This is a genomic window from uncultured Microbulbifer sp. (assembly GCF_947498635.1).
GTDB lineage: Bacteria > Pseudomonadota > Gammaproteobacteria > Pseudomonadales > Cellvibrionaceae > Microbulbifer > Microbulbifer echini.
Window position 1 is genome coordinate 1 of the sequence record NZ_CANMKV010000014.1, and the last position, 23015, is coordinate 23015.

General features: G+C 55.0%; 22 protein-coding genes. 5 read left to right on the forward strand and 17 right to left on the reverse strand.

Going from position 1 to position 23015, the window contains the following annotated elements:
- Positions 1–311: 311 nt before the first annotated feature.
- The 10 genes from Q1A69_RS09135 to Q1A69_RS09180 form a co-directional block, all read right to left on the reverse strand.
- A complete protein-coding gene (locus Q1A69_RS09135) occupies positions 312–1190 on the reverse strand; it encodes a hypothetical protein (protein WP_299584313.1) in 879 nt (292 codons plus the stop codon).
- A gap of 179 nt (positions 1191–1369) precedes the next feature.
- Positions 1370–2854 (reverse strand): lysine--tRNA ligase, encoded by a 1485-nt coding sequence (gene lysS / locus Q1A69_RS09140; RefSeq protein WP_299584316.1) that lies wholly within the window; start codon positions 2852–2854, stop codon positions 1370–1372.
- Positions 2855–2937: 83 nt separating this feature from the next.
- A protein-coding gene (gene prfB / locus Q1A69_RS09145; RefSeq protein WP_299584319.1) for a peptide chain release factor 2 occupies positions 2938–4033 on the reverse strand; the annotation gives its coding sequence in 2 pieces (ribosomal slippage) (positions 2938–3960 and positions 3962–4033; 1095 coding nt in all).
- Positions 4034–4131: 98 nt separating this feature from the next.
- Positions 4132–4527: a MerR family transcriptional regulator gene (locus Q1A69_RS09150; protein ID WP_299584322.1), complete on the reverse strand. Its 396-nt coding sequence runs from the start codon at positions 4525–4527 to the stop codon at positions 4132–4134.
- A 48-nt stretch (positions 4528–4575) separates the two neighbouring features.
- The gene (locus Q1A69_RS09155) at positions 4576–5028 is read right to left on the reverse strand and encodes a hypothetical protein (protein WP_299584325.1); all 453 of its coding nucleotides are present in this window, start codon (positions 5026–5028) and stop codon (positions 4576–4578) included.
- 33 nt (positions 5029–5061) lie between these two features.
- A complete protein-coding gene (locus tag Q1A69_RS09160) occupies positions 5062–5682 on the reverse strand; it encodes a LysE family translocator (protein ID WP_299584328.1) in 621 nt (206 codons plus the stop codon).
- Between the two features lie 8 nt (positions 5683–5690).
- On the reverse strand, positions 5691–6602 hold the full coding sequence (locus Q1A69_RS09165) for a DMT family transporter (RefSeq protein ID WP_299584331.1): 912 nt from the start codon (positions 6600–6602) through the stop codon (positions 5691–5693).
- Positions 6603–6680: 78 nt separating this feature from the next.
- Positions 6681–8408, reverse strand: a complete 1728-nt coding sequence (gene recJ, locus Q1A69_RS09170; protein ID WP_299584334.1) for a single-stranded-DNA-specific exonuclease RecJ — start codon at positions 8406–8408, stop codon at positions 6681–6683.
- Between the two features lie 46 nt (positions 8409–8454).
- On the reverse strand, positions 8455–9867 hold the full coding sequence (thrC, locus tag Q1A69_RS09175) for a threonine synthase (RefSeq protein WP_299584337.1): 1413 nt from the start codon (positions 9865–9867) through the stop codon (positions 8455–8457).
- Between the two features lie 86 nt (positions 9868–9953).
- On the reverse strand, positions 9954–11306 hold the full coding sequence (locus Q1A69_RS09180) for a homoserine dehydrogenase (RefSeq protein WP_299584539.1): 1353 nt from the start codon (positions 11304–11306) through the stop codon (positions 9954–9956).
- Between the two features lie 357 nt (positions 11307–11663).
- Between Q1A69_RS09180 and Q1A69_RS09185 the strand changes: the two genes are divergently transcribed.
- From Q1A69_RS09185 to aspA, 3 genes are all read left to right on the forward strand, one after another.
- Complete coding sequence (locus Q1A69_RS09185; protein WP_299584341.1) at positions 11664–12674, forward strand: asparaginase; 1011 nt, start codon at positions 11664–11666, stop codon at positions 12672–12674.
- Positions 12675–12827: 153 nt separating this feature from the next.
- Complete coding sequence (locus Q1A69_RS09190) at positions 12828–13640, forward strand: helix-turn-helix transcriptional regulator (RefSeq protein WP_299584344.1); 813 nt, start codon at positions 12828–12830, stop codon at positions 13638–13640.
- A gap of 128 nt (positions 13641–13768) precedes the next feature.
- Positions 13769–15235 carry an aspartate ammonia-lyase gene (gene aspA / locus Q1A69_RS09195; RefSeq protein ID WP_366525566.1) on the forward strand — a complete coding sequence of 489 codons (1467 nt, stop codon included), beginning with the start codon at positions 13769–13771 and terminating at the stop codon, positions 15233–15235.
- A gap of 48 nt (positions 15236–15283) precedes the next feature.
- Here the strand turns inward: aspA and Q1A69_RS09200 are convergent, their stop codons facing one another.
- From Q1A69_RS09200 to ffh, 6 genes are all read right to left on the reverse strand, one after another.
- Positions 15284–16036 (reverse strand): DsbC family protein, encoded by a 753-nt coding sequence (locus Q1A69_RS09200; RefSeq protein WP_299584347.1) that lies wholly within the window; start codon positions 16034–16036, stop codon positions 15284–15286.
- A gap of 384 nt (positions 16037–16420) precedes the next feature.
- The gene (rplS, locus tag Q1A69_RS09205; protein ID WP_299584350.1) at positions 16421–16771 is read right to left on the reverse strand and encodes a 50S ribosomal protein L19; all 351 of its coding nucleotides are present in this window, start codon (positions 16769–16771) and stop codon (positions 16421–16423) included.
- 80 nt (positions 16772–16851) lie between these two features.
- Positions 16852–17616, reverse strand: coding sequence for a tRNA (guanosine(37)-N1)-methyltransferase TrmD (trmD, locus tag Q1A69_RS09210; protein WP_299584353.1), 765 nt, complete (start codon positions 17614–17616; stop codon positions 16852–16854).
- A gap of 11 nt (positions 17617–17627) precedes the next feature.
- Positions 17628–18167, reverse strand: a complete 540-nt coding sequence (gene rimM / locus Q1A69_RS09215) for a ribosome maturation factor RimM (RefSeq protein ID WP_299584356.1) — start codon at positions 18165–18167, stop codon at positions 17628–17630.
- A gap of 22 nt (positions 18168–18189) precedes the next feature.
- Positions 18190–18429 (reverse strand): 30S ribosomal protein S16, encoded by a 240-nt coding sequence (gene rpsP, locus Q1A69_RS09220; RefSeq protein WP_299584359.1) that lies wholly within the window; start codon positions 18427–18429, stop codon positions 18190–18192.
- A gap of 147 nt (positions 18430–18576) precedes the next feature.
- Positions 18577–19998 carry a signal recognition particle protein gene (gene ffh, locus Q1A69_RS09225; protein ID WP_299584362.1) on the reverse strand — a complete coding sequence of 474 codons (1422 nt, stop codon included), beginning with the start codon at positions 19996–19998 and terminating at the stop codon, positions 18577–18579.
- A gap of 205 nt (positions 19999–20203) precedes the next feature.
- Here ffh and ccsA point away from each other — a divergent pair, with 205 nt between their 5' ends.
- Both ccsA and Q1A69_RS09235 read left to right on the forward strand, forming a co-directional pair.
- Complete coding sequence (gene ccsA, locus Q1A69_RS09230) at positions 20204–21004, forward strand: cytochrome c biogenesis protein CcsA (protein WP_299584365.1); 801 nt, start codon at positions 20204–20206, stop codon at positions 21002–21004.
- 100 nt (positions 21005–21104) lie between these two features.
- Positions 21105–22367 (forward strand): HlyC/CorC family transporter, encoded by a 1263-nt coding sequence (locus tag Q1A69_RS09235; protein WP_299584547.1) that lies wholly within the window; start codon positions 21105–21107, stop codon positions 22365–22367.
- 12 nt (positions 22368–22379) lie between these two features.
- On the opposite strand, the gene rnhB is transcribed toward Q1A69_RS09235, so the two are convergent.
- The gene (gene rnhB, locus Q1A69_RS09240; RefSeq protein ID WP_299584368.1) at positions 22380–23000 is read right to left on the reverse strand and encodes a ribonuclease HII; all 621 of its coding nucleotides are present in this window, start codon (positions 22998–23000) and stop codon (positions 22380–22382) included.
- Positions 23001–23015 lie beyond the last annotated feature (15 nt).

Below are 23015 nucleotides of genomic sequence, written 5' to 3' on the forward strand. Positions count from 1 at the left end.
TGTGGAAGCTTACTAGCCTACAGCCAGCTGACCTCTCTCGCTATTGCCAAGTGTGTCGGTTGTTATGGGAATCTAGGATGAAACACAACCTTAGAACCAAATAGAACAATACTGATCACTAAAACCATCACGCACTCTCGTCAAATTACTAACTTATTGATTTTTTAATATCTTTATCCCGTTACTCTCGCCTCTTTCATAAATATTGGCCACCATGATCGAAACCTCCAGTGGGCATTAGTCACCAATAAGGAGCATCTATAAAGGAAAGCCCAAACCAAGAACTGCTCAGAAACGAAAAAAATATTTTTTTACCAGCGCCAAGTCACTGCTAAATAGGGCCCATGCTCAGTAATATCATAAGCAAAGCGCCCATCAGAGAGACGGCCGGAATAATCGATGCTGTAATACTGGTAGCCCAAGCGCAGTGAGGTGGTTTTCCAGGCGCGCCAGTCTAACCCTGCTAATACATTCCACTGCAAATCATCACCACCAGCTCCGAAACCGCCGATTTCGGTACGCGCTCCCAGTGTCAGGCAGTCATTCAAGGCAAAACCCACACGGGTGCCAATAGTGGGTTCCCACCAGCTTTTGCGGCCGCCCAGGCGATTTTGTACTTCCGGCATTCTGCCAATATCAATACCCACGCGGGCTTTCACTTCCTGCCTGAGGCGATTCCAGCGTACTCCCGCACCTATATCCCAAAAATAGCGACGGTCGCTTTCATTAAAATGCCCTTGCAGTACTCGGTAAACACCAAAGGCAGCAATCCACCCCTGGTGAACATCCACATTAACATCGATATCAATATTTATATCCAACTGGGGATTTCTGGGGGGGGCAACAGTCGTCCCCTCATTTAAATTCAAGTGTACATAGTAGAGGTCGGAAACCAAGCCAAAACGCCCTTTCCAGGCCTCCAGGCGAACAGAAAAAGCCGTATTAAGAAGCTCCAAGGTTTTCTTTAAATTCAGATCCACATCCACAGTGGTATCCGCCACTGTGGCCTGCCCTTCGGTACGCAAGGGCAGGAAAATATAGGGGGTGGCCACAAAGCGCCAAACATCTGGCTGTGAAACAACCGCTGTATTTGCGAAGTTGTGTTCCGGTGTCGTTTGAGCCTCGGCCACACAGCCAATTAGTAGCGCTGCGAGTCCATTAAAGATTACTGCCGCTTTATTTGCCGCCAAGACCATCTCCATGTAATGGTTTTACCGAGGTTCAATCTCGATAAGCATCCATTAAGGATAGATAGCGCTCGCCTGAGGGAATTTACCGAAGGGAAACCGCCGCGCCGGATGTGGCGCGGTGGCAGTGCGCACTGGGGACAGTGCGCAGGGCTTACTTTGTCGCCCTATTTATCGTTCGCCTAGTCATTTGCTTCCGGGCGCATATGCGGGAACAGCAACACGTCGCGAATCGATGGGGAGTTGGTAAACAACATTACCAGACGGTCGATACCGATACCTTCACCGGCGGTGGGCGGTAGGCCGTACTCCAGCGCACGGATGTAGTCGGCATCAAAGTGCATGGCTTCATCATCACCCGCGTCTTTCTCGGCTACCTGAGCCTGGAAGCGCTCGGCCTGGTCTTCGGCGTCGTTCAGCTCGGAGAAGCCATTGGCAATCTCGCGGCCACCAACGAAGAACTCGAAGCGGTCGGTGACAAACGGATTGTTATCGTTGCGACGCGCCAGCGGAGACACCTCGGTGGGGTATTCCGTGATAAAGGTCGGCTGGTCGAGGCGGTGCTCTACGGTCTTCTCGAAAATCTCGATCTGAACCTTGCCCAGGCCCCAGCTTTCCTTCAGCGGGATATCCAGTTTTTCTGCCACGGCGCGAGCAGATTCGATCGTGTCAATATCGGCCGCAGTCAATTCCGGGTTGTAGTGCAGGATGGAGTCGAACACGGATAGGCGCGCGAACGGCTTGGAGAAGTCGTAACTGCTGTCCTGGTATTCCACAGTGGTGGAGCCTAGTACATCCTCACAGATACCGCGCAGCATCTTCTCGGTGAGATCCATCAGGTCGTTGTAGTCCGCGTACGCCTGGTAGAACTCGAGCATGGTGAACTCGGGGTTGTGGCGTGTGGACAAACCTTCGTTGCGGAAGTTGCGGTTGATCTCGTAAACCCGCTCAAAACCGCCGACCACCAGGCGCTTCAGGTACAGCTCGGGGGCGATGCGCAGATACATATCAATATCCAGCGCATTGTGGTGTGTCACAAAGGGACGTGCGCTGGCGCCGCCGGGAATCACCTGCAACATAGGCGTTTCCACTTCCATAAACTGCTGGCCATTCAGGAACTGACGGATGTACTCGACAATTTTGGAGCGCACGCGAAACACTTCACGCGCTTCCGGCGTTGCGATCAGATCTACGTAGCGTTGGCGGTAGCGCAGTTCCTGGTCGGCGATGCCATGGAATTTCTCTGGCAGCGGGCGCAGCGCTTTGGTCAGCAGGCTGTACTCTTCACAGTTGACGTAGAGATCACCCTTGCCAGACTTGTGCAGGGTGCCTTTTACGCCGACGATATCGCCAATATCCCAGGTGCCGAAGCGCTCTTTAATATCTTTTTGCGCAGCTTTGTCGGCGTAGAGCTGAATGCGATCCGAGACATCCTGAATCACCATGAAGGGGCCGCGTTTCGCCAGGATACGTCCCGCTACGCACGCCCGTTTACCCAGTTCTTCCAGCTCCTCTTTCTGTTTATCGCCGAACTCCGCTTGCAGGTCGGCAGCGAGGTTCTCGCGGCGAAAACTGTTGGGGAAAGCATTGCCCTTCTCGCGCAGAGCGGAAAGCTTGGTGCGGCGCTCGGCGATCAGTTTGTTTTCGTCTTGCTGGATATCAGTCATGGTGATCTATCAGTTTTGTGAGTGATATTGCCCCCCTCCCGTTGGTGAGAGGCGAGGGACGCGGTGAGGGTGGAGCCCCCGAATCAGAGACCGGCTTTCAGGCTGGCTTCGATAAACTGGTCCAGGTCTCCATCCAGTACTGCCTGGCAGTTGCTGGTCTGGACATTGGTGCGCAGGTCCTTAATACGCTGGTCGTCCAACACGTAGGAGCGGATCTGGCTGCCCCAACCGATGTCAGCCTTGCTGTCTTCCATGGCCTGCTTTTCTGCATTGCGCTTGAGCATTTCCTGCTCGTACATTTTTGCACGCAGCATTTTCCAAGCTTTATCGCGGTTTTGGTGCTGGGAGCGCTCACTCTGGCACTGCACCACAATATTGGTTTCCAAGTGGGTCAAGCGCACCGCAGAGTCGGTTTTGTTTACGTGCTGACCACCGGCGCCAGAAGCGCGGTAGGTATCTTCACGCACCTGGGATTTGTCGATATCAATTTCAATATTGTCATCGATTTCCGGCGAAACAAATATCGAGCTGAAAGAGGTATGACGGCGGTTGCCGGAATCAAAGGGCGATTTGCGCACTAGGCGATGTACACCGGTCTCGGTGCGCAACCAGCCAAAAGCGTGGTCTCCAGCAAAATGTACGGTGGCACTCTTGATACCCGCGACTTCCCCGGCGGAAACCTCTTCCAGGGTTGTCTTAAAACCGTGGGCCTCACCCCAGCGCAGATACATGCGCAATATCATTTCCGCCCAGTCCTGAGCCTCGGTGCCACCAGAGCCCGCCTGGATATCCAGGTAGGCGTTATTCTCGTCATTTTCACCAGAGAACATACGACGGAATTCCAGCACGCCCAGCTGCTGTTGCAGGTTTTCGATCTCGGCGGAAACCTCTTCCACAGAGTCCTCGTCGTTCTCCTCTACCGCCATCTCCAGCAGCTCGCGGCAATCGGCAATACCCGAGTCGAGGTTTTCGATGGTGGTGACAACAGTTTCCAGGGAGGCGCGCTCGCGCCCTAATTCCTGCGCGCGATTGGGATCGTCCCAAACGCTCGGCTCAGCCAGTTCCAGTTCGACCTCTGTTAGGCGTTCTTTCTTGTTGGCATAGTCAAAGATACCCCCTAAGAACGTCGGTGCGCTCTGCGAGGTCTTTTAATTGATTGAGGAGGGGATTGATTTCCATGAATTCTCAGTCTTCCGACAAAAATAAAGCGGCGCGTATTCTACCGCAGCGCGCAGGGGTACTGCCAGTCGGCCAACCAGCAGAAACCGGCGAAATTCTTATTCGCAAGGCTGGCCGGAAAGCTGCTCTAAAATCGCGCAGCGCGGGGAATCATCACCGGCACAGCTGTCTACAAAGGACGCCAGGGAAGCACGCATTTCCAGCATATCGCGCAACTGGGCTTCCAGCCTTGAGAGTTTTTCACGCACCAGCTGTTGGGTTACTCTACTGCGCCGACCGGGGTTGTCGCGCAGCTCTAACAGGCTGCGCACCTCATCGACAGAGAAACCACTGGCACGGGCGCGCTGGATAAAGCGCAGAGCCTCTAGGTTCGCCTCGCTGTAATCGCGATAACCATTCGCCCGCCGCGCAGGAACCAGAAGCCCTGTCGATTCATAGTGGCGCAGCGCTTTGCTACTGAGGCCCGACTGCTGCGCCGCCTGGGAAATATTCATTGCCAATACTCACCCCATTTACTGCTTTTAGTGCCCGGCGGCCTCTCTTTAGGCGCTATTGTCCCGGCACTCGGAAAACTGATACTGCATCTGCTCCGCAGGGTCGTAACCCAGTTCCAATGCCGCATCCAGTGCATCCATGCTGACCAGGTGCAGCAGTATATCTCCAGTGGGAGCGCCGCATACCGCTGGATACATTCGGTCTGTGCGCACCCCGCAGCGAGATTCCTGCACCATTACGCCGTTCTCACGTAATTTAGCCAAGCTCTGTTGCAGGGTCACACCACCACCCTCGCACTGCTTGCGGCCGCTCTTGCGGTAAACCCAAACCAGCTCGCCCGGCCTGGGTGCTGGAGGACTCGATGCCACTTCAGGCTGGTTGGCACCCCGAGTATTTTCGGCCTGATTTTCCACTGCCTTTTCCTCCCTGGCTCCACCACAAGCCGCCATGGCCACTGCCAGAGTCAGCGTAAGCAGAGTGGACAACATCGTTTTCACCATCAAACGTCCTCCATAAAGCGATGGCCACCCAGCTCAGGACAAAGCCAACCAGGCTCCCACCAATAGCATCAATGTACCGGAAATACGGTTTATCAGACGCACATTCTCCGCGCGCTCCAACAGGCGGCTGAGAGCCTGACCACCCCCAGCGTAAATCAGCAAACACAGGGTTTCCAGCAACAGTATGGTGACAATCAGCACCGAAAGTTGCGGTGCCAGTGGCTTGCCCTGGTTGATAAAGGGCGGTAATAGCGCAATGAAAAACGCCCACCCCTTGGGATTGGCCACAGCGGTAATAAATCCCTGCGCCACAAGCGCCTTTGCCGAGGGCCGGCCACGCCCTTTAGCCTCATCGAGTACTGCCAACTGACCCTGCGCGCGCCACATCTGTAAGCCAATCCAGATAAGGTAGGCCCCGCCGCAGTATTTGAACACCTGAAACACAGAGGGGTACTGCGACATCAGTACGGCGGCTCCAAGCACTGAAGCCAGTGCCACCAGGGCAACACCAGCCAGCTCACCGATCATCATCCACAATGTGTGGCGCACCCCCACAGTGATCCCCAAGCTAAGTGCCAACATCATGCACAGCCCCGGCGTGACCGAGGCAAAGAAACTGGCCGGGACAAAAAGCGCGAGTACCGATAAATCCATAAGCTTTCCTAGTGGTGTGTACCGCTGTGATTTCCAAAGTGGCTGACCAGCATTCCAGCCAGCATCAGCCCACAGCCGACCAACTCGCGGGTATTCAATATTTCATTGAGAAACAACCAGCCCGCCGCCAGCGCAAACACCGCCTCCAGGCTCATAATTACAGTGGCATGGGAGGGTGCCGCATAGCGCTGAGCCAGTAACTGGAACGTAAACGCCAGCGCCGTAGAAAAAATCATCATGTAGGCAATGGGCCAAGCCGCATCTACAGCCGACTGAATTGTGGCCTGCTCAGTAAAGAGTGAGGCGAGGGCCGATAGCAGGCCGCACATCAGAAACTGTATACAGGCGAGGCGCAGCGCATCGTAACGCTTGACTAGGCGATCGGCGGAGAGCACCTGAATGGCGAACACAAAGGCACTGGCAAACACCATCAGATCGCCTATTAGCTGTGACTCCTCACTAAAATCTGCGAGCGAATAGAGGCCAAATAAAGCCAGGCCAATACCCGCCCATGTCCAGCGGTTGGTTTTATGACCGAGGGACAACCCGATGACCGGTACCAATAACAGGTAAAAACCGGTAATAAATCCGGCGCGACCGGCAGTGGTATAAAGCAGACTCACCTGCTGCAGTGCCGCGCCGAGAAACAACCAAAAACCGAGCAGGGCTCCGCCAGGCAAACAGGCTTTCCAACGGTGATTGACGTGCCCGCCATCCACCTCAACGGGCTGAGCATCCCGCCGCGATGAGAGCCAGTAAACAATCGGCACCAAAATCAGACCACCGAGAATAAAGCGCCAGGCATTGAACGCCAGCGGCTCTATATCCGCCATGGCAATCTTTTGCGGTACGAAGGCGACACCCCAAAACAGCGCCGCCAATAACAGTAGGGTTTCCGCCTGTACTTGTTTGCGTTTCACGTCTTCAACTTCCAACCACTTTTTAAAAACCGGTGTACACAGGCTCCATGCGCTGCACAGCGGCCAACAAAGGTGTCCTTATACGGCTTCCAACAGGCTCACCATTAACTGCAGGGACTCGCGCCCACGAAACTCATTCACGTCCAGTTTAAAAGCCAGCCGCACTTTCTCGGCGGCCTGCGGCCACTGATCGGTGTCCACATTAAAGGCGATGGCATCGAGTGCCAGCTGGGGCGCCTGTGGTGGGGCCACTACCATTTTCAAATGGCGCTCGCCGACAATGCGCTGCTGCAGTAGCAGGAACTCCCCGTCGAAAATAGGCTCAGGAAACGCCTGCCCCCAGGGGGCGCAGGTGCGCAGCAGGGTAGCGGTGTGCAGGGTGTAATCCTGTACCTCCAGCTCGCCATCGGAATCGATCACCGCCTGCAGCTGGTTTTCATCGAGACGGCTGCGCACTACCCGCTCAAACTCGGCGCGGAAGGCATCGAGGTGTTGTGCGGGCAGGCTCAAGCCCGCCGCCATGGCGTGACCACCATACTTACTGATCAATTCGGGATTGGCCGCGGCCACATCGCTCAGTGCGTCGCGGATATGCAGGCCGGGTATGGAACGCGCGGAACCCTTTACCAGCCCGTTATCTCCCTCGGCAAAAGCAATCACCGGGCGGTGGAATTTTTCCTTGATGCGGCTGGCCAAGATACCCACCACGCCCTGGTGCCAATTGGCATCGTAGAGACACAGGCCCCAGGGAATCTCCCCTTCGAGACTCAGGGTTTCCAGCGCCGCCAGTGCCTCCCGCTGCATGCCCTGCTCAATCGCCTTGCGATCCCGGTTGAGCATATCCAGCTCCCCCGCCAGTTCGCGAGCCTCGCCCGGGTCACGTGTCAGAAGGCAGCGAATACCGGTGCCAATATCGTCCAGGCGCCCGGCCGCATTGATACGCGGTCCCAGGATAAAGCCGATGTCGGTGGTGGACAGTCGGCGCTGGTCGCGCCCGGCCACTTCAAGCAGCGCGGAGATGCCGGGGCGGCAGCGGCCGGAGCGAATGCGGGCGATCCCCTGATGCACCAGAATACGATTGTTGTGATCCAGGGGAACCAGGTCCGCCACAGTGCCGAGGGCGACCAAATCGAGGTACTCGGCCATATTCGGTGGGGATATCCCACTTTGCTCAAACCAGCCACACTCCAGCAAGGCGCTGCGCAAGCGGCTGAGCAGATAGAAGATCACCCCGACACCGGCGAGATTCTTACTGGGAAAATCGCAGTTCGGCTGATTCGGATTGACGATCGCATCGGCATCCGGCAGCTCACTACCCGGTAGGTGGTGATCCGTCACTACCACGGTCATACCCGCCGTCTTGGCCGCGGTCACCCCGTCGATACTACTGATGCCGTTATCCACGGTGATCAGCACATCCGGGCCACAGCCTTTGGCTACCTCGACAATTTCCGGTGTCAGGCCGTAGCCAAAATCAAAGCGATTGGGCACCAGGAAATCCACTCCCGGCGCCCCCATGGCCCCCAGCGCCAGCACGGCGAGGGTGCTGCTGGTGGCGCCGTCGGCATCGAAGTCGCCGACAATCAAAATTTTCTGCTGCGCCCGGATGGCCTCCACCAGCAGAGCCACGGCCGTTTCCAAACCGCGCATAAGCTGGGGTTTCTGCAACTTGACGAGGCTGTGGTCCAGGGCCTCCTCGCTGACGATGCCACGCCCGAGTAACACTCTCTGCAAAATCTGTGGGGTTTCAGAAGTAAAACGGCCAGTGGAAAAATCCACTGGCCGTCGCTGAATTCTTGTAGTCATGCTCTCTCAGCTATTTTTTATCCGGTGATCCAAGCCCCATCGGCGACTAGCAGCCACCGGACAACATGGTCACCATATAGTCATGCACCTGGGACAGGTCGTTGGGCAGCACCTTGAGCCGCTCTTCGCGCTCCCAGAGGTTCTGCATATGGGCCGGCAGGGGAATTTTAGTTTGTGGCAGCGCCCGCGCCACAGCGTCGGGGAATTTTGCCGGGTGCGCGGTAGATAAGCAAACCATGGGCTGCTCGGCGGAGCGGCGCACTCGTCGCGCGGCCTCGACGCCGATGGCGGTGTGAGGGTCGAGCAGATAGCCAGTTGCCGCAAACTGCTCGCGAACCACCTCCACAGTGCGCGCATCATCGACCCGATAACTGGAAAACACGTCCTGCGCACGCTCCAGGGCCCGCTCGCTCAGATGCATAGGCGCACCCCGGTCCGCCAGTAACTCCGCCACTGCAGCACCGTCGCGCCCGTACAAATCGAACAGCAGGCGCTCGAAATTACTCGACACCATAATGTCCATGCTCGGCGAAAGGCTGTGAACTAACGGTTGGGGCCTATGGTCGTTGGCGCTGATACAGCGGTGCAAAATATCGTTGGCGTTGGTGGCGATCACCAACTGGTCAATCGGCAGACCCATTTGCCGCGCCAGGTAGCCGGCAAAAATATCACCAAAATTGCCGGTAGGTACCGAGAAATTTACCGTTTTGTCGGGCGCACCCAAGCGCACTGCGGCGTAGAAGTAGTAAACAATCTGCGCCATGATACGCGCCCAGTTGATGGAGTTGACCGCAACCAGGCGGCGCCCATCGGGCAGAAAGGATTGGTTGGCGAAACTGGCCTTCACCATATTCTGGCAATCATCGAAATTGCCATCCATAGCGATATTAAACACATTGTCCGATAGCACCGTGGTCATCTGCCGGCGCTGCACCTCTGAGACTCGGTTGTGGGGGTGCAGGATAAAAATATCGATATTGTCACAGTGGCGGCAGCCTTCAATCGCCGCCGAGCCGGTATCCCCGGAAGTAGCCCCCATCACCACTACGCGTTCCCCGCGCTTTTTTAGCAGATGATCGAACAGCTGACCGAGGAACTGCAGGGCAAAGTCCTTAAAAGCCAAGGTTGGGCCATGAAATAGCTCCAGTATCCACTCGTTGGTATCCGTCTGCACCAGTGGTGCCACCGCTCTGTGACGAAATTGGCTCTGATTCCGGTTATAGGCGCGCCCAATAATATCCCGCAGCTCACGCTCACTGAGGTCCTCACCTACAAAAGGCTGGATAATCGTGAAAGCCAGTTGTTCGTAATCCATGCCCGCCATCGCGGCGATATCGCCGCGGGAAAACTGCGGTAGTGATTCGGGTACATAGAGGCCGCCATCGTTGGCGAGGCCGGTGAGTACGGTATCGGCAAAAGAGAGTGACGGCGCGCGGCCGCGAGTGCTGATAAATTTCACGGTATTATTTCGCTCTTGAATCTAGCGGGGCTTAAAGAATATTGGCGCCCCAACATGAGAGCGCCATACAGCAATAGCGGCGGTGATTAGCCGAGGCTTTCCACACGGATTCGCACCACATTCCCCTCGACAGTATCCAGGGCTTCAATCTGGGCAACCGCCTCGCGCAAGCATGCTTCCCTGGCACGGCTGGTAAGAATGACTACTGGCACCAGCTCCTCACCTTCCATCGGCTCGTGCTGAATCAGGGCCTCAATACTAATACCCCGATCGCTGCAAATGGTGGCCACCCTGGACATAACACCGGGCTTGTCGTGAGCAGAGATTCGCAGGTAGTAGCTGGTGACCACGTCTTCTTCAGGCAGAACCTGTGTATCACCCTGCTCCGCCAGCGCCACGCCTGCGGCGGGCACGCGCTGGTCCGGTTTGGCATTGAGGGTGCGCGCCACATCCACAATATCGGCAATCACTGCGGAAGCGGTGGCCTCGGCACCGGCACCGGCACCGTAGTAAAGCGTCGGCCCCACCGCATCGCCATTCACCAATACCGCATTCATTACGCCATTCACATTGGCAATTAAGCGGCGCTGTGGAATCAGGGTTGGGTGTACACGCAGTTCCACCCCCTGATCCGTGCGGCGGGCGATGCCCAGGTGCTTGATGCGGTAACCGAGTTCATCTGCATAGCGAATATCCTCCGGGCAAACCCGGCTGATACCCTCGGTATACACCTTGTCAAAGGCGAGCGGTATAGTGAACGCTAGCGAGGCCATAATGACCAATTTATGGGCGGCATCGATCCCCTCTACATCGAAAGTGGGGTCTGCCTCGGCATACCCCAGGGCCTGGGCCTGGGACAGGGCGTCATCAAAGCTCCGGCCCTTCTCTCGCATTTGTGTGAGGATATAGTTGCCAGTGCCGTTGATAATACCGGCGAGCCACTCGATGCGGTTGCCCACCAACCCCTCTCGCAGGGATTTGATGATAGGAATTCCTCCAGCGACAGCGGCCTCATAGGCAATACTCACTCCCTTATTCGCTGCCTGCTCAAACAGCTCATTGCCGTGCTCGGCGATCAGCGCTTTGTTGGCAGTGACCACGTGTTTGCCATTTTCAATCGCCGCCAATACCAGCTCGCGAGCCACGGTGGTTCCGCCGATCAGCTCAACCAAGATATCGACATTGGGATTATTAGCGACTTCAAAAATGTCGCGGGTCACACTCAATGCACTGGTATCGCAATCGGGATTGTCACGGCGGGCTCCAACCTGTTCTATCACCACCGCTCGACCACAGCGCGCAGCCACCTCTTCCCCATTGCGCGCCAGGACATTGATCGTACCGCTGCCCACAGTCCCCAAACCGCAAACGCCGATACGCACGGCGCGCTGCGACTTTTCGGCAACCGTTTGGTCCGCCGCCTCTGCAACTTCATCAATTGTTGCGCTCACAAATTCCCTCCGCGCGCTGGCTCCCGGCAATGCACCGCCAATTTTCAAGGTGCCGCGCCAGAAGAAGGCGCAATAAAAGCAAACAAAAACTATAAAAGATCGACAACCTTACCGAGCAGAAAGTAAAAAAGTCAATAAAATTGCGCAACCCCGCCATACCCCTCGACACAAGCGCAGCTGAAACTTCTGTCACCAAAAAGCACCCTTGGAAATAGGATCCATCCTCAGTAGATGCTATAAAAGCATCTACTAGCATCAGGTACCGACAACCTGCGAAATTGCATCCACCGCGCCTTTTCCAAAAAATGGGCGCACTGAAAAACGAACTCAGATAGCGGTCGAGTGATGAAAAAAACCCTAATCCTTTATACCGGCGGAACCTTGGGAATGCGCCGCAGCGAATCCGGCTATGTGCCGGATGCCGATCTCGAAGGTGCACTAGGGCGCCTCCTACAAGATGTGATTGGCCAGCTGCCGAGCTATGACTTCCAGGCCCTCGACCCACTTCTCGACAGTGCCAACATGCAACCGCAGGACTGGTACCGCATCGCTTCCCTGATACGCGACAACTATAGCCACTACTCGGGCTTTGTTGTGCTGCACGGCACCGATACCATGGCCTATACGGCCTCCGCCCTGTCTTTTGCCCTGCAGGGGTTGGCCAAACCGATAGTAGTCACTGGCTCACAAATCCCACTGCGGGAAATGCGTAGCGATGCCTACAATAATCTGATTGCCGCCTTACTGCTCAGTGGTTCCGACAGTATTGGCGAGGTCTGCCTCTACTTTAACGGCAAACTGCTGCGCGGCAACCGAGCCGTAAAAGTCAGCTCCGGCTCTCTGAATGCCTTTACCAGCCCCAACTATCCAAGCCTCGGCGAGGTGGGTATCCAGGTCAACATCGATTCCAACGCCTTATTAATGCACGGCGACACCCCGCAGTTCGAGATTCCCGAGCGCGCCGATGGCAATGTTGTACTGGTAAAATTATTCCCCGGAATCACCTCGCTATTTCTCAGTAAAATTATCGAATCCCGCCCGCGCGGCATAGTGATTGAAACCTACGGTACCGGCAACGCGCCGACCGACAATGCAGCATTTACCGCCCAACTGAAAAGGGCTGCGGAACTGGAGATCATTTGTGTGGCGGTTTCCCAGTGCCTGGAAAACCATGTGGATCTCGGAAAATATGCTGCGGGCTCAGCGCTATTGCACGCCGGTGTAATTGGTGGTTTGGATATGACCAGCGAAGCGTGCTATGCGAAATTAAATCATTTACTGGCCATGAATTATTCAACCAGTAAAGTTAAAACGCTGATGGAAATCCCCCTTTGTGGAGAGTGTACGCCCTCATAGCACCAGCCGGAATGGATTGAGAAACGCAGAGGGAACCTGCTCGAAAATTCCGCTGTAAATATTCATTTCGCCCGCTCCATATGGGGTGAAATAAACCGGGTCCACGACTAGTTTCAAGGGGACTCTCAGGGCACTGGTAACAGACATTCCTCAATGAGCAATAATTTTTCGCAAAACTTGCGCCTACTGTGCAGCTTTTATCGCTCGATCGCTGAGGTGTGCCGGCGCATGGGTGTCAACCGGGCACAATTTAATAAATACCTGAACGGCAACACCCAACCTTCACAATATACACTCAATAAGATCTGCCACTTCTTCGGTGTCGAACCCCATGAAATCCTGATGCCACAGGAACGCTTCGAACAGATTATTCGTGTTCGCAGCGCCTCTAGCACAATAGAGCCCGCACGCCCCTACACTCCAGGTATCGATCTGCTGATCCGGGAGTCTCAGGGGCGCGCGGACAAGTACTTGGGTTTTTACTTCGAGTATCACTATTCAATGACATTTCCAGACCACATTATTCGCAGTTTGCTGCATATCGAGTCAGATGGTGAAGGGTATTATTTTCAGCGTTTTGAGCGAATGCGTTATCCAGACCGTGAGGAATGGTATAAGTCCCGCTACAAGGGCATGCTGCTCTTTCTCTCCGAGCGAATTTTTCTAATTGGCTACGAGGCTCTGACACACAACGAAATCGCCCAGACGATTCTCTACCCTACCTACAAAAGCCGGGTAAGTTATTTATCTGGGCTCAAGCTGGGCGCCTCCGCCAGTGACCGGCGCGAGCCCGTGTGCACAAAAGTGTTATTGGAATCCCTCGGGCGAAAAATCAGCATTAAAAATGCGTTAAAACTATGCGGGGTCTTCGGCCCAGATTCCGATGAAATTAACCGCAGTATCCGCGAAAACATCCGGGCTACAAATACCGAAGGTCCCCAGAGTTTTTTTGCCACGCCACTTTAACAATTAATTCCTATAACGGGCCCAAATAATGGGCCCGAGCAATAACAACAATGGGCAACCCCGAACCCAGGCTAATCTCTGTTCCCGGTGTATTTGCCCCGCAAAGATGAAGAGAAAACAAAAACATTATGACGAACGATTTCCACACCCTAAAACCCATGCCCGTATTCAGCGCCGGCGGTATATCTCGCACAGAGAAAGACCTACTTGGAGAGCGGGAGGTGCCGGCAGATGTTTATTTTGGTATCCAGACATTGCGCGCCCTGGAAAACTTCCAGATTACCGGCATCACCCTCAACCACTTCCCCAACCTGGTCAAAGCCCTGGCTATGGTCAAGAAGGCGGCAGCACGCGCTAACCGCGAACTCGGCTACCTGGAGGAGGATTTGGAGACGGCCATTGCCGATGCCTGTAGTGAGATTATCGATGGCAAATTACACGATCAATTTCTGGTGGATATGATTCAGGGCGGTGCTGGCACCTCGACCAATATGAATGCCAACGAGGTAATCGCCAACCGCGCTTTGGAGTTATTGGGACACAACAAGGGCGAATACAAAAAGGTTCACCCTAACAACCATGTCAATCTGTCGCAGTCCACCAACGATGTGTACCCCTCCTCTATCAATCTGGCGGTACTACTCAGTTACAACGATCTTGTGCAATCCATGGAGGCGCTTTGTATTGAGTTTGACAGCAAAGCAAAAGAGTTTGCCCACGTAATTAAAATGGGGCGCACTCAGTTACAGGATGCGGTGCCCATGACCCTGGGCCAGGAATTTGCCGCTTTTGCCGCAACTATTCGCGAGGATGTGGCCCGGGTTAAAGAACTGGTTGCTTTATTTAATGAAATCAATATGGGCGGCACCGCAATTGGCACCGGCATTAACACCGACCCGCAATATCGCCAGCTGGTTGTTTCGGCCCTCTCAGAAATTTCTGGAATCGATTTTGTCTGCGCGGAAAACCTGGTTGAGGCCACCTCGGATATGGGCGCCTTCGTGATGTTTTCCGGTGTAATGAAACGCATCGCCGTAAAAATTTCAAAGATTTGTAGCGACCTACGCCTACTCTCCAGCGGCCCGCGAGCAGGGCTCAACGAAATCAACCTACCGCCGATGCAACCGGGTTCTTCGATTATGCCCGGCAAGGTGAATCCGGTGATCCCCGAGGTGGTCAATCAGGTGGCCTATCAGGTCATCGGCAACGACCTGACGATTACCCTGGCGGCCGAGTCTGGTCAGCTGCAGCTGAATGTTATGGAGCCAGTCATCGCCTTTAACCTGCTGCAATCCATGCGCCTAATGACCCAGGCTATGAATACGCTCGCCCAGCGCTGCGTCAATGGCATCAGTGCGAACGAAGAGCATTGTCGACAAATGGTGGAGAACAGCATTGGCCTGATTACCGCAGTTAACCCGTTTATCGGCTATGAAAATGCGACTCGTATCGCCCAGCAGGCACTGCTGACTGGTGCCAGCGTCAAGCAATTGATTCTCGAGGAGGGATTGCTGAGTGAGGAAGAGTTGAATGACATTCTCGCACCGGAGAATATGACGCAGCCACGCAAGGTGGCCCTTAAGAGCCCGGCCTGAGTATCAATAGCGGCCCGCCAAAGTGGGGCCGCTATTTCCACGAAACGATTAGATACCCAGTTCTTTAACCAGGGAAGCTGGCGGCAGATAGCCGGGCACGACCCTGCCATCCTCCATAACAATGGTGGGAGTACCGCGCACATCAATCTCCTCGTTGCCCAACTTATATTGCGCGGCAACCGGATTGCTGTCACAGACCTTCAAGGGCACATTTTCACGGTTTTTCAGCGCCGTCAGGGTTTTGTTACTGTCATCGGCACACCAGGCTGTTGCGAGCTTGCGGTAACCCAGAGATTGCAGGCCGCCGCGCGGGAAAGCCAGATATCTGACTTCGATTCCGCGTTTATTTAACTCGGGAACATCCTGGTGCAGTTTGCGGCAGTAGCCACAGTCCACATCGGTAAAGACATAAATACGCGCCTTGGTTTCCCCTTTTGGTGAGAAGACGATCATATCGTCGACACTCTGGGTCCCCATCACTTGGGCGCGACGGCCAGCCCTGCGCCCTTCCGAGAGATTGGCAAAGCCACCACCACTCTTCACCTGAAATAGGTCTCCAAGGATAAAGTGGTTGCCGTCGCCAGAGACAAACAGGGTACTGCTGCCTCCATCAAGCTCCACTTCGTAGAGCCCTGCAATGGGGGTTTCGCGCACTTCACCATACTCTGGCTTGGGATTACTAGCCTCAAGACGGGCCTTGATTGTCTTCGCAATGTTCGCGTCGACCTCCGCAAGGGCCGCTGGCCCAAACAAACCGAGCAGCACTCCAGCGAGTGCCAGCGGCTTCTTGAAAAGCATCATTAGCGATTGCTCCTTAAATTCTCAATGAGATTCGACTCGAACGTCGCCCTTCAGTTCCAGCCAGTATGGCAGCTGCTCACCATATCAGGCTTATATGGCGCGTTTTAACATATTTGGGCACCCGGAACTACGAACAAATAGCCAAGTTGTGCGCTGATAAACCAATACCGAGAAATGATGTTCCCGGGGAGTACATACGGGAGGGTTTTGTGACCCAAAATTCAGAAAAAGGGGAAATACGATAAGGTAACAACGGCAGGCGTAGTTTTGAGCCGCTAGCTGACAATTTGAACTGAAAGGTAAATTTAGCGCAAAGGGCAGATTTTTGGCATAAAAAAGCCGGGGCTGTAACCCCGGCATTTTTGTGAGCTGTAAGAGAGGTGCCTAGTTAAGCTTCTCTTTAATACGTGCGGCTTTACCAGTTAGGCTGCGCAAGTAGTACAGCTTGGCCTGGCGCACGTCACCGCGACGCTTAACCTTGATGCTGTCAACCATGGGGCTGTGGGTCTGAAAAGTACGCTCTACACCAACACCGTGGGAAATCTTGCGCACAGTGAAGGAGGAATTCAGGCCGCGGTTACGCTTGCCGATCACCACACCTTCGAACGCCTGCAGACGCTCGCGGTTACCTTCTTTTACTTTTACTTGAACGATGACAGTGTCGCCCGGCGCGAAGGGAGGTACTTCGCTCTTCAGCTGTTCCTGCTCCAGCTGCTGGATAATCTTATTAGTCATTTGGATTTGCTCCCAAATAGAGTTTATGTAGCTTCTCAGCTAGTTCACCGAACTACTCTCGCCTCCCGGCGAATCCGGCATCAAGTTTTGTCGGGCTTCCGCTCCTGCTGGATTTCCTCCAACAGCTGCTTCTGCTCCTTATTCAGCTCCAGCCCCTCCAGAAGATCGGGCCGACGCTGCTGTGTGCGCGCCAGTGCCTGCTTCAGGCGCCAGCGGCGTATTCTTTCGTGATTGCCCGAGAGCAACACTTCCGGTACCGCTACTCCCCGGTACTGTTCGGGCCGGGTGTAGTGGGGACAGTCGAGCAGACCAGAGGAAAAAGAGTCCTCAACCGCCGACTGATCGTGTCCGAGAGCACCGGGAATCAGGCGGGTAATCGCATCCACCATTACCATAGCAGCCAACTCACCACCACTTAGGACATAGTCACCAATAGACCACTCTTCATCGATCATAGATTCGACGATACGCTCATCTACGCCTTCATAGCGCCCGGCCAACAAAACTAGGTTGCCAGCATTAGAGAGGTCTTCGACCCCGCGCTGATCCAGCTGCTGTCCTTGCGGTGACAGGTAGATACTGCGTACAGCCTCGCCCTCTTCCCCAGCCCAGGCGCGTGCCGCCTCCAGGGACTGATAAAGGGGTTCAGCCATCATCACCATTCCAGGGCCACCGCCATACGGGCGGTCATCCACTGTGCGGTGTTTGTCACTGGTGAACTCCCGAGGGTTCCAGCAGCGTACTTCCAGCAGACCATCTTTGACGGCCCGCCCGCTGACACCATACTCGGTCAGTGCGGCAAACATCTCCGGAAAAATGCTTACCAGAGCGATTCTTTTTACCATCGCTCAGCGCCTTAAAAAGCCGGGTCCCAGTCGACGGTAATTATACCGGCTTCCAGGTCTATATCTGCAATAAACTGGCCCGGCAGATAGGGAATCAAGCGCTCGCGCTTGTCCACTCCTCCACGCACCACCAATACATCGTTGGCGCCAGTTTCCATCATGCGAGCGACATTGCCAAAATCGTGCTCCTCGCCGCCAAAACGGCTGATAACCCGCAAACCCACTAGCTGGTGCCAGTAATACTCACCCTGCTCGAGTTCAGGCATCAGGTCACGTGCTATAGCAATATCACGCTGGCAAAGTTGAGCCGCCAGATCGCGGTCATCCATGCCTTTCACATGTATGATCAACCCTTTGCCATGACGCTTGCCAGCGTCAATATCCAAGGGCTCCCAGCCTTTCGGCCCCCGCAACCACCACTTGGGGAATTGCAGGATGTTGTCCATCGGCTCGGTATAGGAGTGAACCTTAACCCAGCCGCGCACACCATAAACGGTCGTTACGCGCCCAACTGTGACCAGCTGCTCGGAAGGTTTTCCGTTATCTGTCACAGACGCACCACTTACACGCAAATTAAGCGGTTTCTTTCAGAAGCTTGCTGACGCGGTCAGAAACCTGTGCGCCGTGACCCAGCCAGTAGTCAACGCGCTCACGATCAACGCGCAGACGCTCTTCCTGACCACGGGCAACCGGGTTGAAGAAGCCAACACGCTCAATGAAACGACCGTCGCGAGATTTGCGGCTATCGGTCACGGTCAGGTGATAAAACGGGCGTTTCTTAGCACCGCCACGAGCCAAACGAATGGTTACCATGTAACTTTCCTGTAATTTTAAACACTTGGCGACAGCATTAAGCCATCACCCAAACAACTTTGCCGGCAGCTCACCCCCGGCTGAAAGGCGGCGTATTCTAATGTACCGCCAGAGATTTGTATAGCGCCTCATTGGGCGCCAAAGGGCCTACTTTTTCTTGAGTCCAGGCGGGAGCCCGCCGGGCATACCACCCATTCCACCGAGCCCTCCGGGCATGCCCCCACCGGCCCCTGACATCCCGCCAAGGCCGCGCATCATCTTGCTCATCCCCCCGCCTTTGAGTTTTTTCATCATCTTGCCCATCTGCTTATGCTGCTTGAGCAGGCGGTTGAGATCCTGCAGCTGGGTACCGGAACCGGCGACGATACGGCGCTTGCGAGAGCCGTTCAGCAGGTCCGGATTGCGCCGTTCTGCAGGGGTCATAGAGGAGATAATCGCATCCATACGCTTGAATTCTTTGCCCATATCCGCCTGCTGGGCAGCTTGCGCAACACCGCCCATACCGGGCATTTTTTCCAGCAAAGAGCCGAAGCCGCCCATATTTTGCATCTGTTGCAGCTGGTCGCGCAGATCTTCCAGATCGAAGCCTTTCCCCTTTTGTACCTTTTTGACCAGCTTCTCGGCCTTCTCCCGATCGATCTTCTGCTCTGCCTCTTCGATCAGAGACAGGATGTCGCCCATGCCCAGGATACGAGAGGCAATACGGTCCGGGTGGAAAGTCTCCAGGGCATCGGTCTTCTCACCAACACCGATAAACTTAATTGGCTTGCCAGTCACATGCCGCACTGAAAGCGCCGCACCGCCGCGGGCATCGCCGTCCGCCTTGGTGAGAATAACGCCAGTGAGTGGCAGGGCCGCATTAAAGGCACTGGCGGTATTTACCGCATCCTGGCCGATCATGGCATCGATAACGAACAGAGTCTCCGCCGGGTCCAGTTCGCTGTGCAGGTCCCGAATCTCATCCATCAGCTGGCCGTCAATATGCAGGCGACCCGCGGTATCCACGATCAATACATCGGCAAACTGTCTGCGCGCGGCGTCCACAGCACCCCTGGCGATATCCAGAGGTTTTTGATCTGAAGTAGAGCCGTGGAACAGGGCGCCCACTTCTCCAGCCAGAGTTTCCAGCTGCTTGATGGCCGCGGGGCGATATACGTCCGCACTCACCACCATGACCTTTTTCTTTTCCCGTTCCTGCAGGTATTTGGCCAGTTTGGCAACACTGGTGGTTTTACCAGCGCCCTGCAGACCCGCCATCAAAATAACTGCCGGGGGCTGAACCGCAAGATTGAGAGGCTCTGCCGCCGCACCCATGACCTTGACCAGCTCATCCTGAACAATCTTGACGAACTGCTGGCCCGGATTCAGGGCCTTGCTAACCTTCTGCCCCACAGCAGCTGCGCGCACTTGCTGTACAAAGGCCTTCACCACAGGTAGGGCGACATCCGCCTCAAGCAGGGCTTTGCGCACTTCGCGCAGGGTATCGCGGATATTGTCATCGGTCAGGCGCGCCTTGCCGGTGACTTTTTTTAGGGCCGCCGATAAGCGGTCACTCAGGTTATCGAACATAAATTCGTCTCGATTTCTCCGATTGCGGACAGGACCCCGGTGCGGAGGGCCGCGAAATTTTGGGGGGAGCTATCTCCAACTCCCACTCTGAGGCGCGGCAGTATAGCCCAGGTCCTGTCACAGCCGAAATATCACCAGATCTTCCCTGTTAAACCGGGCTGTGACACACTCATCCTCCTCTGCTTAGAAGATACGGATCTAATCAATGGCGGCATTCGCCCACTGGACGGCCATCGCGCTATATATAGCCACTACTATTGTCGCAGCCAGAGCACTCGCCCGGGAAGAACAGCCTAATCGAAAACTACTATTGGGACTGCTCGCCGCCGCTCTGGCTACCCATGGAGCCTCCCTGGTATATACACTGTACTCCCCCGATGGCTATCGCTTTGACCTGCTGGCAATGCTGTCGCTCATCGCCTGGGTAGTAAACCTGTTACTGCTAATCTTGGCCGCTGGCCGCCCGCTTACTCTGCTGATACTCATTTTTGCCCCGGTTGGAGCGCTGACTGAGTTTGCAGCTTCGCATACCTGGGGGCCCGTAGCACCGCACCAGCAGCTATCCTCGGGTATCGCCGTGCACGCCCTATTATCAATCTCTGCTTACTCCCTACTGACCCTGGCCACCCTGCAAGCCATTTACCTCTATTACCTGAACCAGCAGCTGCACAATCACAGGCCCGTGGGGGCAATGCGCCTGCTCCCCCCCCTGCAGAGCATGGAGTCATTACTGTTTGGCCTAATCACTTTCGGTCAACTGCTGCTAACCGCCTCTCTGATTACCGGCTTTGTGTTTGTCGGCAACCTGTTTGAACAGGGCCCTCTCCACAAAACAGCACTCTCTCTCATCGCCTGGGTGCTTTACAGCATTCTTCTCTGGGGACACTGGCAATGGGGCTGGCGCGGCAACACCGCGGTTCGCTGGACCCTGTGCGCTTTCATCGCTTTGATGCTGGCATACTTTGGCAGCAAGCTGGTTATTGAAGTGATTCTCCAGCGCGGCTAAAACGAGGCAAAAAGTAGATAACGACCGGAAAACTTGCGGAGGTTGCCGTTCTGTTCCAATATCTCCGCTTAGAAATAAAAAGAGTTCTCCCTTGAACGAGATGCCCCCGGGCCTGCTGTTTAGCCTGCTGGCCCTGCTGATTGTAATATCGGCTTTTTTTTCCAGCTCCGAAACCAGCATGATGGCGCTGAACCGCTATCGCCTGCGCCACCAAGCCAAAAATGGCCATCGCGGAGCGAAACGGGCAATGGAGCTGCTCGCCCGCCCGGACAAGCTGATCGGCGTTATCCTGATCGGCAATAACCTGGTCAACATTCTCGCATCGGTTATTGCCGGTGCTGTTTTCACTCAGCTTTATGGTGATGCCGGTCTTCTTTATGCTACCGGTGCACTTACCATCGTCATTCTCATTTTTGCCGAAGTTACCCCCAAAACAATCGCCGCACTGCACCCGGAGCGCATCGCATTCCCTGCATCCTTGGTTTTGCGCCCACTGCAATGGCTTCTGACCCCTTTTGTACTGCTAGTGGGCAGCATCTCAAATGGCCTTGCGCGGCTAGTCGGCGTGGAAACAACCTCAGGCGGCGAAGCGGAACACCTGGCCCCAGAAGAGCTCAGAAGCGTTGTATTTGAGTCGGGCGCGCTGATACCCAGCAAGCACAAAGGCATGCTTCTAAATGTCCTTGACCTGGACCAGGCCACCGTTGAGGACATTATGATTCCGCGCAACGAGGTGATGGGCTTAGACCTGGAAAACAGCGCCGATCAAATTCTCCAGCAGCTGGCCGAGAGCACCTATACCCGCTTGCCAGTTTATCGAAGCGACATCAATCAGGTCGTGGGTATACTACATTTGCGCCGCGCCGCACAGATTTTGCGCGATGGCCCAGACAAACTCACCGCCGAGCGCCTCAAGTCCTTTACCGATGAACCCTATTTTGTACCAGAGGCCACTCCACTCCCCACTCTGCTAATGAACTTCCAAAAAACCAAGCGCCGCATGGGGTTGGTGGTGGATGAATACGGCGAAGTCATGGGGATCGTAACCCTAGAGGATCTACTGGAGGAAATCGTCGGAGACTTTACCGCGAGCCCAGTGCCGAGTGACGATGAAGAAATTGTCGCTGTTGATGGGGGCTGGTATATGATTGAGGGCGGCACCTCCATCCGCGATATCAACCGCACCTTAGGTTGGGACCTCCCCACCGACGGCCCCAAGACCTTTAACGGTCTCGCCATGGAACACCTGGAAAGCATCCCGGATGGCAATATTAGCTTGTATATCTTCAATTACCTGGTAGAAATTGAAGCAGTATCGGACAAGATGATCACCAAGGCCCGAATTAAAAAAATTGACCGCTAACTGAAAGGTCTGCTATTCGGCAAAGTCTGCCAGTAACTTTCTTACCGGAGCGAAACTTACCCTATGCAGAGGGCTCGGCCCTAACTGCTGCAGAGCTTGGATATGCGCCTTGGTCGGATAACCTTTATGGCCGGCCAGCCCATAACCCGGAAACTTTGTATCCATCGCCACCATCTCCCGATCCCGGGTAACTTTTGCCAAAATCGAGGCGGCAGCGATCGCGGCAACACGTCCATCCCCCTTAATAACGGTATCGCAGGGGTATGACCAGTCTGGCTTTTTATTGCCGTCCACCAAAACAAATTCCGGCTGAACTGGCAACTGCCCAACCGCACGGTGCATAGCCAACAAACTCGCCTGCAAAATATTCATCTGGTCGATTTCCGCCACTGTCGCACGAGCAACAGCAAAGCTCAGTGCTCGCGCACAGATTTCATCAAAAAGTAATTCGCGCTTTTTTTCACTGAGTTTTTTGGAGTCAGCCAGGCCTGTAATTGGCTTGGCAGGATCGAGAATAACCGCTGCTGCCACTACATCACCCGCCAGCGGACCGCGGCCAACCTCATCAACCCCAGCGAGCAATTCACCTTTGTACGAACAAATATACGGGGGCAATTCTTTTTTAACGCTCATAAATCCAACAACCCC

What these genes read in the sequence shown, in the direction of transcription:
- Q1A69_RS09155 (WP_299584325.1), bottom strand. Translation starts at nt 5,028, where the DNA reads ATGGTGAAAACGATGTTGTCCACTCTGCTTACGCTGACTCTGGCAGTG.
- rnhB (WP_299584368.1), bottom strand. Translation starts at nt 23,000, where the DNA reads ATGAGCGTTAAAAAAGAATTGCCCCCGTATATTTGTTCGTACAAAGGT.
- Q1A69_RS09235 (WP_299584547.1), top strand. Translation starts at nt 21,105, where the DNA reads ATGCCCCCGGGCCTGCTGTTTAGCCTGCTGGCCCTGCTGATTGTAATA.
- trmD (WP_299584353.1), bottom strand. Translation starts at nt 17,616, where the DNA reads ATGGTAAAAAGAATCGCTCTGGTAAGCATTTTTCCGGAGATGTTTGCC.
- Q1A69_RS09150 (WP_299584322.1), bottom strand. Translation starts at nt 4,527, where the DNA reads ATGAATATTTCCCAGGCGGCGCAGCAGTCGGGCCTCAGTAGCAAAGCG.
- recJ (WP_299584334.1), bottom strand. Translation starts at nt 8,408, where the DNA reads ATGACTACAAGAATTCAGCGACGGCCAGTGGATTTTTCCACTGGCCGT.
- ccsA (WP_299584365.1), top strand. Translation starts at nt 20,204, where the DNA reads ATGGCGGCATTCGCCCACTGGACGGCCATCGCGCTATATATAGCCACT.
- lysS (WP_299584316.1), bottom strand. Translation starts at nt 2,854, where the DNA reads ATGACTGATATCCAGCAAGACGAAAACAAACTGATCGCCGAGCGCCGC.
- Q1A69_RS09200 (WP_299584347.1), bottom strand. Translation starts at nt 16,036, where the DNA reads ATGATGCTTTTCAAGAAGCCGCTGGCACTCGCTGGAGTGCTGCTCGGT.
- rpsP (WP_299584359.1), bottom strand. Translation starts at nt 18,429, where the DNA reads ATGGTAACCATTCGTTTGGCTCGTGGCGGTGCTAAGAAACGCCCGTTT.
- Q1A69_RS09185 (WP_299584341.1), top strand. Translation starts at nt 11,664, where the DNA reads ATGAAAAAAACCCTAATCCTTTATACCGGCGGAACCTTGGGAATGCGC.
- Q1A69_RS09190 (WP_299584344.1), top strand. Translation starts at nt 12,828, where the DNA reads ATGAGCAATAATTTTTCGCAAAACTTGCGCCTACTGTGCAGCTTTTAT.
- aspA (WP_366525566.1), top strand. Translation starts at nt 13,769, where the DNA reads ATGACGAACGATTTCCACACCCTAAAACCCATGCCCGTATTCAGCGCC.
- rplS (WP_299584350.1), bottom strand. Translation starts at nt 16,771, where the DNA reads ATGACTAATAAGATTATCCAGCAGCTGGAGCAGGAACAGCTGAAGAGC.
- ffh (WP_299584362.1), bottom strand. Translation starts at nt 19,998, where the DNA reads ATGTTCGATAACCTGAGTGACCGCTTATCGGCGGCCCTAAAAAAAGTC.
- Q1A69_RS09160 (WP_299584328.1), bottom strand. Translation starts at nt 5,682, where the DNA reads ATGGATTTATCGGTACTCGCGCTTTTTGTCCCGGCCAGTTTCTTTGCC.